Origin of the sequence: Dyadobacter jiangsuensis (genome assembly GCF_003014695.1) — a bacterium.
Classification (GTDB): Bacteria; Bacteroidota; Bacteroidia; order Cytophagales; family Spirosomataceae; genus Dyadobacter; species Dyadobacter jiangsuensis.
The window spans coordinates 119534-134931 of record NZ_PYAS01000004.1; the positions used below are offsets into that span (position 1 = coordinate 119534).

Genomic DNA, 15398 nt, shown 5'->3' on the forward strand with positions numbered 1-15398 from the left:
TCAGGCGGGTTTGGGAATAGCACTCCACATGCGGTTGCGGATTTCGCGGATATTGTCCAGCGCTTTGGTGCCGGCCATGGTGACGGTGAAGAATCGCTTGCTCCGCCCGCCGCGCTCGGCTGTGGCTCCGCCCAGGCGCGAGGAAAGCAGGCCCTTCTCTTCCAGCCGGTGCAATGCGGCATGCACAGCCCCGAGGTTCACCGACCGCCCCATTTGCTGTTCGATCTCGTTGGTGATCGAGGCTCCGTAAGCATCTCCGGCCAGTATCGCGACGGCCAGCAATACTACCTCTTCAAACTCTCCCAGATAGGTTCCTTTCATAAGGGCATTTATTATTTCTGTAAATGTATAACAAATGGTGTGCCTGATATTTATAGTGCTGATTATTAGTATTTTATTTAAAATTGGGGCAAAGAAAATGTCCGCATTCGGACATTGGTGATGCCGGATGCGGACAGTAGCGGATGTTTTGAAATAACTATTGCCGGATAATCCTGAATGTGCTTTTTTGCGGTCCCGATTCCACATTCAATAGCAAAACGCCCGGTGGATATTTACGAAGATCCAGGGATAGCGTCTCGCCGATGGTCTTAAACGAAGCGAGCAGCCTGCCGGAAATGTCAGACAAATGCACGTTGTATTTGCCGGGTTTGCCAAAATTTAACGTAACGAACTCTCTCGTAGGGTTGGGGAATGCGACAATAGACGGCAATGTGGGTTCGACGCCGGTAACGGTTTCAATGCTGACGGAGGCGGGGGCTATTATCTGCCCCGGTCCGCAGCTATTGATCACGCTCCGCAGCGCATAAACTTCGCCAGGAGCTGGGTTCTGCAGTGCTATGGAGTCGACCGGAGCAAATAGATTGGTGGTAAAAGCGGACTTCGAATTGGCATAACTGATTTGCCAAGGGCTGTCACCAGTGAGTATGGCGGCCACTCGGGGAACAGCATTTCCTTGCTGATATACCTTGTCGGTGGCAAATCGCGCAGTCGGTCTATAGCGTAGGGCGAGTGGATTGCGGAAATCGGCAACCGCCGCATCGGGATCGGTGGCGATGACGCGGATCCGGTACCCATCCGAACGGGCCGGACCGGCTGGTATGACGGCGGTGAGCGGCGATGCCGATCCGGTTGTGGGCAAAGTTTTGAAATTCAGTCCTGTGGAGTCGGAAAGTTGTACCAGGAATTTGTTGGAGGACGAAAACGTGCCGGTGCTTGTAAAATATACCTGAATGGTATCCGTGGTGCAGAGGAAGCTATAATGGCGTACCGAATTCCAGCTTGTGACTTCCACCGATTTCGCGGAAGTCGGGTTGACGGTTACAGTAACCCCTTCGCCGACGATCGCTCCGCTGCCGCACTGGTTGGTCGCCGACACGATCTGATAGTGTGTAGTCACCTGTGGAGCCACGGTTACCGTACCGCCCTGGTTGCCAGAAGGAAAGTAATCACCCGAAACGCCATTTGAAAGCGTGTAGCGGATAGTCTGGCCCTGCAAGCCATTCAGCGACCTGATAGCCAGACTGGTTTGCCCGCCTGGGTTAATGGTTGTATTGCCAAGCAGTGTCAGGCGGGGTTTCTGATCGATCATGACAAATACATCCGTCTGTATTTTGTATTTCCGGATGGTGCCTCGGAGCAGGTAAGAGCCGGGTTCAACCCCTTCCGGTAATCGAAAAAGAGGCATTCCCTGTGGGGTTCGGGTGGAATCGAGCAGAATCGTCTTGTTTGTGCTGCTATTGATTAAAGAAAAGCGGATGTAATCGTCGGAGAGATCGAAATCACCCAGCAAATTATAGGTAGCTGCGAGATTCTGATCCTTGCAAAATGTGTATCCGATGCTTTGCAAGGTAAGCTTGGGCAAAACCTTGTAGCTCACCGCGGCCGGTACCGGGCCGTATCCGCAAGAGTTGCTGATAGATTTGATAGCGAATGTTCCGCTCTTGACCGGATAAATTGAGGTAGAGAACTTGTTCTGATTGCTATTGTAATCGTACAGGCCGTCAGCAACAATCCATTGCGGAACCCTTCCTGTCGTTTCAATATCGAAGCGCATCTGCTGGCCGGCTTCAACCTCGAACGGGCCGCTCCCCGGGTAAGATATCGAGGTAATGGTCGCTGTCGGGGCACTACTGATATCGAGACTGAAACTATTCGAAAAGACGCCATCAGAGGATATTACGCGCATGTAGTAATTGCCTGTCGAGTAGTCGGCCGGGACCTGGTATTCGGCTATTCGCGAGTTGGTATTGGGGCCGGCATCGGTGAAAGTGGTATTGTCTTTGGATATCTGGAGTTTAAAAGTGGTTGAAACCAGGGTCGTGTCCATTACTTCAAAGGGTACCCTGATGGTGCTTCCTGTGCAGATGAGCGTATGCCAGTTTTCCGATGGAACGATGACACGATAACGATCCACGAAAATGTCGGCGGGAAGATTGATATTCTGCACTCCACAGGCCGATCGGATCGACTTTACGACGAAGTGATTGGCGCCATGTTTCACATTTACCGAAAACCTTGAAGTGTACCAATTGCCATCCAAAATGACGGAATGGTCCTGCTTGCCATCTGAATAGGTGAGCGACCACGGTGTTCCTCCCAGGTGGCTGAGCTCCATATCGACGGCCTTGGAACCGGCACCTGATAAGCTTGTCCTATCCGAATAAGCTAACCGCAGATTGTAGAAGGGATAATAGGTTTCAAGGTTGACCTGTTCGCTGGCCACCCCAGTTTTCTTGGAAACCACCATGATATAATAGGAGGCCGTGCCTGAACTGATATTCCCTTGTGGGTCATAAGGTATCGGAACTTTTACTTTTCCGGCTTTTGTAACGGTTTTGATGGTCTCAAACTCACAGCAACTGCTCGATTTGTTGAGCTGGATCATGAATTCATCACCGTCGGGAAACTGCCCGGTGGTTCCGATTTCCATGTCCAGGGTGTCGCCATAGCAGGCAGGATATTTGATTGAGGTAGCGACGATGGTCAACTTAGAGGGGGATTCATCGAGCACCTTCACATTTAGGGGCGTTGGTGAGTCGTTGGAAAAACAGCTGTTACTGATTGATTTCAATGCATATTGTCCCGATTTAGTGACGTAAAAATTCCCATAGCCAATATCATTATATATGTTGGAAATCCATGAGGTTCCATAAGGTGCGTTTATAGAATACGGGCCTCCTCCCTTGTAATTAAACGCAAATGAGTGAACGGCGGGGATAGGAACCTCTCTATTCGGTTCTATCCATACCACCTCAGGTTTCCCCTGTATCGTAACATCGGTAAACAGGTTGGATTCCAGACGCGGATTTTCAGAGATAAGCTGAAAAGAAAATGACTTCTGCCGCCAAATACGACTGGGAGACTTTGACCAGATATCCGGGATCTTGAATTCTATTTCCGATCCCACACGCTGCGCTGGAACAACGACGGTGTCAAGAGGGGACCGGATTTTCATGGAGTAACTTGCATTTGCCGGAAGGTCGACATTTGCCGAGAAGGGCAGGCGGATTGTTGCCCCTTCGCAGTACGGCGCGGTGATGTCACGTTTCGGCAATATCAGGCCGGAAGGGACAGTCGCTACCACTTTGTTTTGCGATAAAGGCGCAGCGGCACAGCTGGACTGAATGGCCTTAATGGTATACTCCGTTGTTGTTGTCGGGTAGGTTTTGAGGTCATGATTTCTGATCTGCCCTATGTCACTGATGCCCGTTATTTTGGTGCCATCGCTCAGGACAATGGTGTATGGATCCGGGCCGATATACCGGACGGTAATACCGAAGCCGTCGCCCGCAAGCACCTTACTGCTGGTTGAGGTAATTTCAGCAAAAGGTTTGGGATGAATCCACAGGTAGGCGGCACCTGCTTCGCCCACGGTGCCGGGATTTTGTGTCATTACAGACACCGTAAATACCTTGCCCACCACCAGCGAAATGTTCTCGGGAATGGTTGCCAGCAATTCCCCGTCTTTCAGTATGGCCTGAGCATAATACTTTTTGGGATTCGCAGGCAACCCGGCGTCCACGGATTCTGTGAGCTTTATGGTGTAGCTTGTGCCCTCATTCAATTTATCGTTGCCTGCCGAAAACCGGACCCTGATCTGTGAGCCGGGACATGCGGCCCGGGGCGTGACGAGGGTCGTCTGGATCGGCACAGGGTTTACGTAAACCTTCGCTGCGCCGCTGACGGTCATGGCTCCGCATACATTCTCGGCATGAGCAATGGTGTAATTGACTGATTTTTCGGGATACAGGCGACGAATTTGCTGGAACGCCGCATCACGGTCTGCATAGAAACTTACCTTGCTGCTGTCAACGAGTGTTACGATGCCGGACGAAGTACTGTTTGTGTTTAGGTAGAATGAAAATTCCTTGTATTGATTGACCGTATCGCTAAGCGCCTGGGAAATCGTTACCTGGCCCTTCTTGTGAAAATAGGCGTAACTACGGTTACTGGCGGTAGCGGGAGAGGAGGCGTCGACCTGAATTTCATACCTGTCGGTGGTGTTGAGCAGATTTCCGGGGAGTGTTACTTCAAATTTGCCGTTACGGAGTATCGCGGGAAGCTCTGTCACGTCACTGGCATACGGTTTTTGGATTCGTGCTTTGAATACATTGTCCTTACCGAAAGTTCCGCTTAAAGTCGCGTCGATTTTGAGAACGGGATCGGCGCAGAGGTCACCCTCGGCCGAGATTTGGATGGTGTTGGATTGAGCGAGGGCGCCGCGGATGAATAGAAAAAATAGAAACAGGGCAACGTAAAATCGATTCATTAGAGGTAGTTTGCTATTGGAATTGCAAGTAAGAATTCAAATCTACAACTAATTTTATACGGCATATATGGTTTTCGACTTTCGGTTACAAGTTTTCCAGACCGTCGCCCGTCGCCTGAGCTTCACCAAAGCCGCTGCCGAGCTTTTCATTACACAGCCTGCCGTGACGAAGCATATTCATGAGCTGGAAAATCAGTTAAAAACCAAATTATTCGAGCGGAATGGCGCCAAGATCAGCCTGACGCCCGCCGGGGCGATACTGTTGCACCATGCCGAGCAGATTTTCGATATTTACAGAAATCTCGAATTTGAGATCAATAGCCTTTCACAGCGGAATAGCGGCAAGTTGAGGCTGGGGGCAAGCACAACGGCGGCGCAGTACATTCTGCCGCCTATTCTGGCAGCATTCCACCGCAAGTTTCACAACGTTGAGGTTACCCTCACCACCAAGAATACCGAGGAGATCGAGCATGCATTGCAGCATAAGGAGATTGACCTGGGAGTGATCGAGGGCTTCTCCAAAAATGCCGCCATCAAGTACACCGAGTTTCTGAACGACGAAATTGTGCTTGTGGCAAACAGCAAAAACCCACTGGCTGCAACCGGGGTAGTGAATGCCGAGCAACTGCGGAATATCCCTTTGCTACTCCGTGAACCAGGATCGGGGACGCTGGAAGTGATCGCCCATGCACTGAAGTCGATCGGGCTGGGGCTGGGCGACCTGAATGTCGAAATGCAGCTGAGCAGCAGCGAGAGCATGAAATTGTACATCCTGCATTCGGATAGTATGGCGTTTATTTCTGTGCATGCGGTATTAAAGGAGTTGCAGAGCAAGGAGTGCCGGATTGTTGATGTCGAAGGGCTTTCGATTGACCGCCACTTTCATTTTACTACCCTGCACGGACAGCAGGAGGCTTTGCCGGAGCTTTTCATGCGCTTTGCGCTTTATCGGAGAAAATAGACGGCTATATTGCGGGGTTTTTTAGAGTAGTTATGACCTGCATCCTATTTTAAGAATCTGTGTACTGTACCAATCAGCTCTTGATGAAAGGGTTGAAATTATTTTTGTTAAACTATTTATGTTAAAAATCACATTAAGCGTCTCGGCGTTCCTGCTTATGCTATGGTCGACGACGGGCACCCTTCAAAAAGAGGAAAGATCCGAGCCCCGGAATCTGACCAAAGCCGACTCCCTTCCTAACGCTGCTGCATGGCCGGCAGAACTGAATGTAACGCATTTCGCAGGTCACGACCTTACGCCAAGTCCGGCCTGTTTGGCTGTGGCGCCTACGGGCGAGGTATTTGTCGGGGTCGACATGATCGGCTCGCTGGGTAAAACACCCGGAAAAGGCAGTATTATGCGCCTTGTTGATACCAATAATGACGGCAAGGTAGACCAGCACACAACATTCGCAATGCTGGATAACCCGCGCGGGATCATTGCTCAGGGCGACCAGGTGTTTGTTTTGCATACTACTTTTTCCAAAGAAACCGGCAAGGCTTCCGGAATGGACTTGGTGGTGTTGGAGGACAAAAACCACGACGGTGTAGCAGACGGGCCGGCCAAGCCGCTTATACAGAATGTTTGTTCGCCGAAATTCCTTCAAAGCCGCGGTACCGACCACGCTACCAACGGCATCCGCATGGGTATCGACGGGTGGATTTACATCGCCGTGGGTGATTTCGGTTTCCACGACGCGCTCGACCGTTCGGGCAAAAAAATGACCCAATTGGGCGGCGGTATCGTCCGTGTACGTCCTGATGGTACTGAAATGGAAGTGTATACCCACGGATTACGTAACATTTATGACGTGGCGATTGACCCATACATGAATATCTTCACCCGTGACAACACCAACGACGGCGGCGGCTGGAACATCCGTTTCAGCAACCAGATCCAGTCGGGGGAATATGGTTACCCGGTGTTGTTCAAGAATTTTACCGAAGAGATTATCCCCGCATTGATTGACCTTGGCGGAGGCTCTGGTACAGGTTCGCTCTTTTTGGACGACCCGACCTGGCCGGCTAAATACAACCGCGTACCGATGATGGCCGACTGGGGCCGCAGCCAGGTGTACGTGCACCGCTTAACGCCGGACGGTCCTACCTTCCAGCAGAAGGAGGAGGAGTTTATTAAGCTTTCACAGGTGACAGACCTGGATATCGATGCTTCGGGACGTGTTTACCTTGCCGCCTGGGATGGCGCCGGATATTCGGGTAACCCGGGTAAAGGCTTTATCTCCCGCGCTGTACCGCAGGGATGGCAGTATAAGGCATTCAAAGACATCAGCAAGTCGTCGGTGAAACAGCTGGCAGCATTGCTCCGATCGGAAAGCGCAGTGCAGCGTCTGGCTGCCCAGCAGGAATTGCTGAAACGTCCGGCCAAAGATGCTGCGAAAGCCGCTTGGACCGTTGCAGAGGACAAAAAGGCTCCTTTATATGTACGCGTAGCAGGTATGTACACCTACGCGCAGGTAGCCGGTGCGGAAGGCATTGATAAGCTCGCAAAACTGGCTTCGGAAAGTGATATGCGCGAATATGCATTGCGGGCGTTGGCCGACAGAAAGCCATACGTTGCCAAAGTGCCGGTAGAGCCTTTCCTGAAAGCACTCGAAAATGGTAATGCGCGGGAGAAACTCGCTGCGGCGATCGGGTTGGGCCGTTTGGGCAGACCGGAAGGCGCTCAGGCATTGCTGAAAGTAAAAGTACCGGGCTCATTTGTGGCACCAGCTAAAGGGACCGAAGGCCCTCACGCTACGCCGAACTCGGCTATCGTTACCCCGCACATCGCGGTACGCGCGCTCGTGGCACTGAATGCAGTGGACGCTTGCGTGAACGCGATCGGCACCGAAAACTCTACGATCGCATTGTGGGCACTGCGCTACATGCATGATCCCAAGGCTGTTGACGGATTGATTGCCACTTACGGTAAAACCAGCGATAAGGCATTGAAAGACCAGATCCTGACGACAATGGGAAGAATTTACAAAAAAGAAGCCGATTACGACGGTTCCTGGTGGTGGAGCACGCGCCCGGATACGCATGGCCCATACTACAAAGCGGTAGAATGGGAGTCGTCTGCGAAAGTGAAAGACTTTTTGATGAAGGAATTTAATGCCGCGAGCGACAAGCAGTTCTTCGCCGACCTGAATGCGCGCAATCGCATGGGTATTACCGAGTTTGGTGGAGAAGAAGTAGTGGCTGCGAAAGAGGAGGTGAAAGTTGACCTGGAAAAAATTCGTAACAAAAAAGGTCAGGTAGGGGAGTCGTCGATCGAGGATGTGATGCTGGCCATCGCGAAAATCCAGGGAGATCCGGCCACAGGACGTAAACTGTTTACTAAGCAGGGTTGCGTAGCGTGCCACAGCCTGAGCCGCAACGAGGTAATGAAAGGGCCGTTCATGGGGCAAATCGGTTCAATCATGAACCGCGAGCAGATCGCCGAGTCGATTTTGAAACCAAACGCTTCGATTTCTCAGGGCTTCGCTTCGGTGATGATCACGACCAAAGGCGATAAGACCTACATGGGTTTTGTTTCTGAAGAATCGGCTGAAAAGCTGGTGATCCGTGACATTACCGGTCAGGTGAACACCATTAAAGTGGCCAACATTACTTCGCGTAAGGAGATGGAAACATCGATGATGCCTCCGGGGCTGGCCAATGAGTTGTCCTACGAGGAATTTGCTTCATTGATCACCTTCCTGTCGCAACAGAAGAAGTAACATACAAACATTAATGGCTAAAAGCCGGCCCGGCGTTTTGCGGGCCGGCTTTCATTTTTGGACAAAACCAAGGTTGCGATTTTGAGGATTTTGGCCTTCAAAAGTGCGGAGTGGCGCTTTTCTGACGAATTTTTATGCGTTTATGCCCATTTTTTTGCGGAATCTGCAATTTTTACGATAAATTAGTAGTCTGATAGAAGTAATTTGTAGTTGTTAAGTTGATTAATATTTGCACCCATCGTCTCTTACTCAACGTTTGTTTATACAGCATCCCCCGGCAGGCCCGCTTTCGCCGGGGATTTTTTTGACCAATTTCTTCTGTTCCCGTGGCATTTTATGATTTATCGAAGTCCGAAAGAGCCGAGCGTGTACTCGCGATCAAGGGCGACATCAGGGACGGACTGTTAAGCCATAATCTTCAAAAAGCACATTTATTTTACTCAGATGACGATACCTATATACGGAAATCGGCCTATCTTGTAACCGGACGGTTGTATTCGGAGGACGTCAACCTGCGCCCGGCGATTCTTGCGATGCTTTTCAAATTTATGTCCGATCCGGATTTCAAAGTCAGGCAGACGGTGATCAATGCGGCCGGCGAAATTGGTAAATGGGATTTCGAAGGAGTTCGATCCTATTTCGACGAAGGACTGAAAGATCCGCACCATTCGCCGAGGAATGCGGTGATCGGCTCGATTAAAAAAATGGGTGAGATAAACCCCGCGCCCGTGCTCGCGTGGGCGAGGGAATATCTGCACCACGAAGACAAGGAAATCCGAAGGGAAATTTGTCACGGTATCGAACTGCGCGGACGCAAATATCCCGAAGATATTTTACCGCTTCTGGCTGAGCTCCAACATGACCGCACAGCGCGCGTACGCGACACACTCGTGCATGTGATCGGGCAGATCGCCTATAAAAAAGGTTGCCTGCCGACCGTGCTTGCGAATTTGAAAGGATGGGAGAATCGTCTGCTGGTGGATGCCGCTCTCGAAGAAATTATTGATGTACACCACCGTTATCGTAATTTCACAGCGCTTACGCAGGCGGAAGCAATCGCACTGATCGATGCGCATTTTCCCGACCGTAAGCGGAAAAGTGGTTGAATGGCATATTAAATTCACAAGCCTATGACTGTAATGTCCAGATTGGCGAGCTCGATGGGCCGTCGCAATGAAGTGCCTAATCAGGAGTTGGCCATTGAAATTGCCGCAAATGCGGATGGTAATGCGGTTGCCGAGCTGATCGAAAACCTCGACCATAAAAGTAAGGACGTTCGCCACGACTGCATGAAGGTTCTTTATGAAATAGGCGAAAGGCAGCCCTCGCTAATCGCAGCCCATGCCACGCAGTTTGCCGCACTGCTCGACAGCAAGGACAACCGGATGCAATGGGGTGCTATGACCGCCCTTAATACTATTGTGCTTGAAAATCCGGAAGCTGCGTTCGCCGCTGTGCCCAAACTTGCCGCAGTTGCCGACAAAGGCTCGGTCATCACCCGCGACAATTTCGTCGCCATTCTCATCAAACTCAGCGGCATTCCCGCCTACGCCGATCAAACGCTTCCGTTGCTCAATGAACAAATGCTTAGTTGTCCGTCCAACCAGCTCCCGATGTATGCCGAGAATGCATTGCCGGTGTTAGAAGGAGCACATAAGGCTACATTCGTGAAGACGCTCATCAGCCGCCTGGGTGATTTTGAAAAAGAATCGAAGCGGAAAAGGGTGGAGAAGGTTTTGAAGCGACTCGGGTAAAACCGATAAATTTTCCTGGCATCATTTTCGCTGGCGTTGCATCGAACAACAGATGTAACCATGGAGCAAGTAAACAGGCAATGGAGCATCGCGGAAAGTGCGGTGACAGTATCCGCTTTTCTTAAAGCTTTAAATGAAAGTGACTTTGAAGGGGCCGGGGAGCTAATGGACGAAAATGTTCGGTTCGAGGGCGTGCTGGGAAGTGTGGAAGGCAGGGACGAATACGTGAGACAGATGGCGAAAATGAAGCTGCGTTATCATGTGGAGAAGCTGCTCTATGATGAGGATTCGGTTTCGGTACTTTATGAAATTGATATGGGCGGGAAGAATGTGCTCACTTCGGGCTGGTATGAAGTACGCGATGGGAAGATCACCCATATTCGGGTGATTTTCGATCCAAGACCGGTTTTGTAGTAAGTAATTGGGGGAGGCTATGGCGTTTTGATAATAGTTCTTTTCCGTTTAACTGTGTAGGAGGTGGTAGTGTCGGTGCCAGGTCGGCCGGTACTGCTGCGATTGCCGTCAACGCTGCCGGACGAGTTAATCGTACCATTATCATTGAGTATCGGGCCGCTTTCCGCATTGGACGAATCCTTTAAAATGGCATTAAGATCCGAGGAATCGACTGTTTTGACCTGATGCCTTTTCGTCTTACGTTGGTATTTCTGCTCCTGTCTTGATGATCGTGTCGAGGCGTCTCCGGATTGCGCTAATGCGCAGGCCGGAATGGTCAATGACATGGCAAGTAGGATTGCTTTAAGTGGTTTCATAGGTATGGTTTTTAGTTGATGATTTGAATCTTGTTCAAATACTGTTCCAGAACTATCCCGAAATCTATACACTTGTTACCGCCCGGTGTTTGCGGCGGTATTCCCCCAAGCTCATCCCTTTGCTTTTTTTGAAAAAACGGTTGAGGTGGCTTTCGTCGGTGAATGAAAGCTCGGACGCGATTTCGTTCATGCGCATGTCGCTGTGCAACAATCTGGTTTCAACCAGTTTTAGCCTTGAATTGACGATGTATTCTTGCATCGTTTCATTGGTGTGTTTCTTGAAATACCTCCCCAGGTAAGATTCCGATATCCCGAAGTGATTGCTGATGCGGGCGGCCTTGATCTTTTCAGGATAATAAATATTGGCCTGGATGTATTGAAGGATGTCAATGGCCTTGTCTTCGCTGCATTCGGTGATCTTTTCAGGCAGGTACATGGCGATGTTACGGGCTACAAGGATGATCATCGTATTGACATACTGCCTGATGAGCTCCTGATTGTACATGTCGCGGTTGACGTACTCGCGTATGATCGCCTCCACAAGTGGCTTGACTATGCGCTTGTCCGTCTGATTTTTGAGAATGCATCCGGGCTGATGGCTGGCATTCTGCAAGATAAATTCAAGCCTTGGCAGCAGGTCTTCCCTTTGTGAGGCGCTCACCAGCGAAGTGTTCCGTTTGATATACACATCATTGAAGCGGATGAAAACAAATCTGGTGGTCGTCTCGATGTCGAAGGAATGGGTGTCTTCGGGGGTGAGCAGAAACATGTGGCCGGCATTGTACCGGAATGTATGCTGGTTGATCTCCTGTACCCCGGTACCTTCCAGAATGTAGATCAGCTCAAAGAAGTTGTGCTGGTGCGTCGGTTTGGGGCATTCGTCGAGCTCCTTGTAGATTATTTCGAAAGGCTCGTGCAGGTTTTCTTTCATGGGTGCAAGAAGTGTACTGTATTTTAGAAAGATTATACCGTAAAAATAATGAAAAGTCGGTACAAATTTGCATTGTCAAACGCAAAATCATTATAGTTCATGAAAGCAACATTTTTGACCGATACAAATGCCCCGCTCATTATCAAAGAAGTGGAAACGCCTGCGCCTGGCGAGAATCAGGTGCTTGTTAAATTGGCCTATTCTGCGCTAAACCACCGAGACGTCTGGATTCAGAGAGGGCAATATGCAGGCCCGAAAGCAGGACTTATCCTGGGATCGGACGGCTTGGGTACGGTAGTTGAAACCGGCGCGAACGTCGACCCGGCTTGGATCGGGAAGATGGTAGTCATCAACCCAAGTCACGATTGGGGCGACAATCCGGCTGCATTTGGCGACCAGTTCAAAATTCTGGGCAATCCCGAGCCTGGCACATTTGCCGAATACATTGCCGTGAATGCCAAATATATTCATGAGAAACCCACGCACCTTACCGATACGGAAGCAGCAGCGTTGCCACTGGCGGGCATTACCACCTACCGTGCCTTGTTTACCCGGGCGGCGCTAAAACCCGGAGAGCAGATATTGATTACAGGCATTGGCGCGGGTACCGCGTTGCTGGCCCTGCAATATGCGATCGCGGCAGGTGCCAAAGTGTACGTCACGTCCGGCTCGCAGGACAAGATCGAAAAAGCCAAATCGCTCGGTGCAATCGATGGCTTTAACTACAAAGAGGAAAACTGGTTCCTGAAAGCGAAAGAGGCAACAGGCGGATTCGATGTGGTGCTGGACAGTGCTTCGGGTAAAGGGTTCGGTAACTTGATCGAGACCGCGAAACCGGGCGGTAGAATCGTATTTTTCGGTGGTACAGACGGCCCGATTGGCAACATTATCCCCAATAAAGTGTATTGGAGAAACCTGTCGATCCTGGGAACAACGATGGGAACGTTGCAGGAGTTCCGGGACATGCTCGCATTTACGGCAGAACATCAGATCAAACCCATTGTCGACAAAGTCTATCCCTCATTGTCGGACGCGCAGCAGGCCTTCGATTATATGCATCAAGGCAAGCAGTTTGGCAAAATTGTGCTGACAAATCAATAGGGGGAAAAGGGAGTAAGGGGAGGAAAGGAGGAAAGGGAGGAAGGAGAAACGGTTTGTTAAAATTCCTTGTCCCTTTCTTCCATCCTCCCTTTCCTCCCTTACTCATTCAACCGTAAGTCCATCCATGTCTTCAAGGCGTGCTATTAGTGCCCAGCCGTAAAAGTCGTTGGCCAGCGCTACGGTTAGCTCGTTTTTTCCTGCCTTGAAGGGGATGACAAATGAAGCGTTTTCAATGGAACATCTGCCTGCCGGTTCTTTCATAATGGGAGCGCCAAAAGTGTTTTTGTCGACATACAGGTAGCGGCCGTTCAGGAACACCCAGACATCGTCACTGAAACCCATCGCAATCTTTTTCTTCTGGTCGGTTTTGGAAGTGATATTGACCTTCATCCATACAACCCGGCGCTCCTTGCTCATCCCGAATTTACGCGTAAGGTTCACCATTCCCCTTCTTTCCGCCCAGATCGTTTCCCACATTGTTTCGGCTTTCGGGGCGGAGTCCATGCTAAAATCTACGTTTTTGGAAAGGGCTGCGGGCTCAGTGATCTGCCATTTCCGAAGGTAGCGCGGGTCATGCGCGACCGGGTCTGTACCCTCGTATGCGGGAAGTCCTTCTGTCTGGCCAGGTTTAATCACCAGGTTTGAAACAATACCTTCTCCTTCAAATGCGAGGGTTCCTTCCATTACATTGCCTTCCATCCTCGGGACTTCCATTGTGGGCCGCTGCATATCGTTCACAAAGACCCGCAATTGATATCCTGACGCAATCAGTTTAACATGATTCCAGGTTTTGTTCTGGAAATTGGCCTTCCCCTGGTATTGTGGCAGCAAGTCCCAGAGGTTCACACCGTCGATGGCTGGTGCGTACTGGACGGCTTCGATACCGGTGCTGTCGCCGGCGCGGTGCGTGCGGAAATAGAATAGCTCATTTTCCTTGCTGTCCTTGTACCTGAAATAGAAGGAAGCAAAACGCTGGTCGGTCGGAATGTAGTCGAATTCGACGGTGCCGTTGGAAAACGTAGTGTTTTTCAGAATGACCTGACCCTGTTTCGGGAGCACTTTTAATGCCGGACGACCATCGTGGGTCGTGAATTCGGCATTGGAGCCGGGCGCGTCCCAGTTTTCGGCAGTAAGGGCTACCCATATGTCCTGATCCTTTGGGACGTTTTTAGCTTTTTTCTGGCCAAATGCGGTGAAAACAACGGAGCAGAGTACAACTAGAATTAAATTTTTCATGGCTAATAATGCAAACGTGTTAGAATGATCTTACTTTTTGAAAATACCGGCGTTCAGCTCTTTTCCGGCAGAATTGGGTAGGGGATTAAGGTAATCGAGGGGTAAACCTTTGGTTTCGACTTCGCTGAGCAGCAGTTTGCCCGCGCGAGAAACCTGTTCTTCTGAATGTGCATTACGGTCTGCCGGTATTGCACCATTTGGACCATAGTAACCCATCTCATGCAGCATTCGGGAGAAAAGGCAGTTTTTGAATTGATATTTCGGGTAGGTTTTTTTCGCGCGGAGCCACAGATATTCCGAGTCGGCAACAATGTTGTTTTCGAATACAAATGGCTCGTGGAAAGCACCAAACCACACGGCCGACTCATAAGCGCCAACTATGATCGAGTTTTTAAGGGAAAAATCTCTGATAGCCATAAAAAGGAGTAGCGCATTCTTGGTACCATAAAAAATGCAATGGTCGATGTGAATACCCGCGCCGTGCGCCCAGATGCTTCCCTGAATAGGCGCGGAGTTACGCTCACCGATGAAGTAGCATTGTGAAACGTCCAGTCCGGTTAGTGTGGAATCTTTGCGGCTCACCGGATAATAGTACTGCACTTCCGGGTTGCCGTTGCCGATAAATTTCAATCCGCGGACACGCACGTGATCGGCTGCTACCAGGAACCCGACACAGTGCTGGAATTGGGTTTTATTATTGTTCGCAGATATCGATTGAATGACCGGCATTTGTGCGGGCTTCCAATCTGCATCATCGGGCATGGATGATGCTTCGATCGTCAGCCATGCCTCCTCGGTGTTCTGCTTGTCGATCACGACCTGGTCGCGAAGGGTGTAGAGCCCCGGCGCTACTTTAATGGTAACGCCTTCACCAGGCTTGAACGCCTTGGCTAGTTCAACGGCCCGCTGCAACGTCGCAACCGGCGTTGCGACTTTACCATCGGCTGCATCGCTGCCCATGGCCGCATTGACGTGCACCGTCTGTGCTTGCAGTGAGCGCACAGCGAGCAATAATATAATGGACAATAAATAGCTTAATTTGCGCATCTTTTAAATATTTGTTGGGCATTCGGATTGCACGGCCGGCCGGCTGTTGCTTTGTCGGTTCAAACA

At 50.4% G+C, this 15398-nt stretch carries 12 protein-coding genes; 6 read left to right on the forward strand and 6 right to left on the reverse strand.

Annotated elements, in window-relative coordinates; all coding sequences use genetic code 11:
* Both CLV60_RS08945 and CLV60_RS08950 read right to left on the reverse strand, forming a co-directional pair.
* Positions 1 to 321, reverse strand: coding sequence for a PadR family transcriptional regulator (locus tag CLV60_RS08945; protein ID WP_106595050.1), 321 nt, complete (start codon positions 319 to 321; stop codon positions 1 to 3).
* Between the two features lie 157 nt (positions 322 to 478).
* A complete protein-coding gene (locus CLV60_RS08950; protein ID WP_106595051.1) occupies positions 479 to 4771 on the reverse strand; it encodes a T9SS type A sorting domain-containing protein in 4293 nt (1430 codons plus the stop codon).
* A gap of 67 nt (positions 4772 to 4838) precedes the next feature.
* Here CLV60_RS08950 and CLV60_RS08955 point away from each other — a divergent pair, with 67 nt between their 5' ends.
* From CLV60_RS08955 to CLV60_RS08975, 5 genes are all read left to right on the forward strand, one after another.
* Entirely contained in the window at positions 4839 to 5732 is an 894-nt protein-coding gene (locus CLV60_RS08955; protein WP_106595052.1) for a LysR substrate-binding domain-containing protein, read from the forward strand.
* A 118-nt stretch (positions 5733 to 5850) separates the two neighbouring features.
* The gene (locus CLV60_RS08960; protein ID WP_106595053.1) at positions 5851 to 8493 is read left to right on the forward strand and encodes a DUF7133 domain-containing protein; all 2643 of its coding nucleotides are present in this window, start codon (positions 5851 to 5853) and stop codon (positions 8491 to 8493) included.
* Between the two features lie 326 nt (positions 8494 to 8819).
* Complete coding sequence (locus CLV60_RS08965; protein WP_106595054.1) at positions 8820 to 9599, forward strand: HEAT repeat domain-containing protein; 780 nt, start codon at positions 8820 to 8822, stop codon at positions 9597 to 9599.
* Between the two features lie 24 nt (positions 9600 to 9623).
* Entirely contained in the window at positions 9624 to 10247 is a 624-nt protein-coding gene (locus CLV60_RS08970) for a hypothetical protein (protein ID WP_146151542.1), read from the forward strand.
* 60 nt (positions 10248 to 10307) lie between these two features.
* Entirely contained in the window at positions 10308 to 10661 is a 354-nt protein-coding gene (locus CLV60_RS08975) for a nuclear transport factor 2 family protein (protein ID WP_106595056.1), read from the forward strand.
* A gap of 17 nt (positions 10662 to 10678) precedes the next feature.
* On the opposite strand, the gene CLV60_RS08980 is transcribed toward CLV60_RS08975, so the two are convergent.
* Together CLV60_RS08980 and CLV60_RS08985 are read right to left on the reverse strand one after the other, a co-directional pair.
* Positions 10679 to 11017, reverse strand: coding sequence for a hypothetical protein (locus CLV60_RS08980; RefSeq protein ID WP_106595057.1), 339 nt, complete (start codon positions 11015 to 11017; stop codon positions 10679 to 10681).
* Positions 11018 to 11081: 64 nt separating this feature from the next.
* Entirely contained in the window at positions 11082 to 11948 is an 867-nt protein-coding gene (locus CLV60_RS08985; RefSeq protein WP_106595058.1) for an AraC family transcriptional regulator, read from the reverse strand.
* Positions 11949 to 12047: 99 nt separating this feature from the next.
* On the opposite strand from CLV60_RS08985, the gene CLV60_RS08990 reads away from it, so the two are divergent.
* On the forward strand, positions 12048 to 13049 hold the full coding sequence (locus tag CLV60_RS08990; RefSeq protein WP_106595059.1) for a quinone oxidoreductase family protein: 1002 nt from the start codon (positions 12048 to 12050) through the stop codon (positions 13047 to 13049).
* A gap of 102 nt (positions 13050 to 13151) precedes the next feature.
* Here CLV60_RS08990 and CLV60_RS08995 read toward each other — a convergent pair whose 3' ends face one another.
* Both CLV60_RS08995 and CLV60_RS09000 read right to left on the reverse strand, forming a co-directional pair.
* Entirely contained in the window at positions 13152 to 14285 is a 1134-nt protein-coding gene (locus CLV60_RS08995; RefSeq protein ID WP_106595060.1) for a 3-keto-alpha-glucoside-1,2-lyase-like domain-containing protein, read from the reverse strand.
* 30 nt (positions 14286 to 14315) lie between these two features.
* Positions 14316 to 15332 (reverse strand): right-handed parallel beta-helix repeat-containing protein, encoded by a 1017-nt coding sequence (locus CLV60_RS09000; protein WP_106595061.1) that lies wholly within the window; start codon positions 15330 to 15332, stop codon positions 14316 to 14318.
* Between the last annotated feature and the right edge of the window lie 66 nt (positions 15333 to 15398).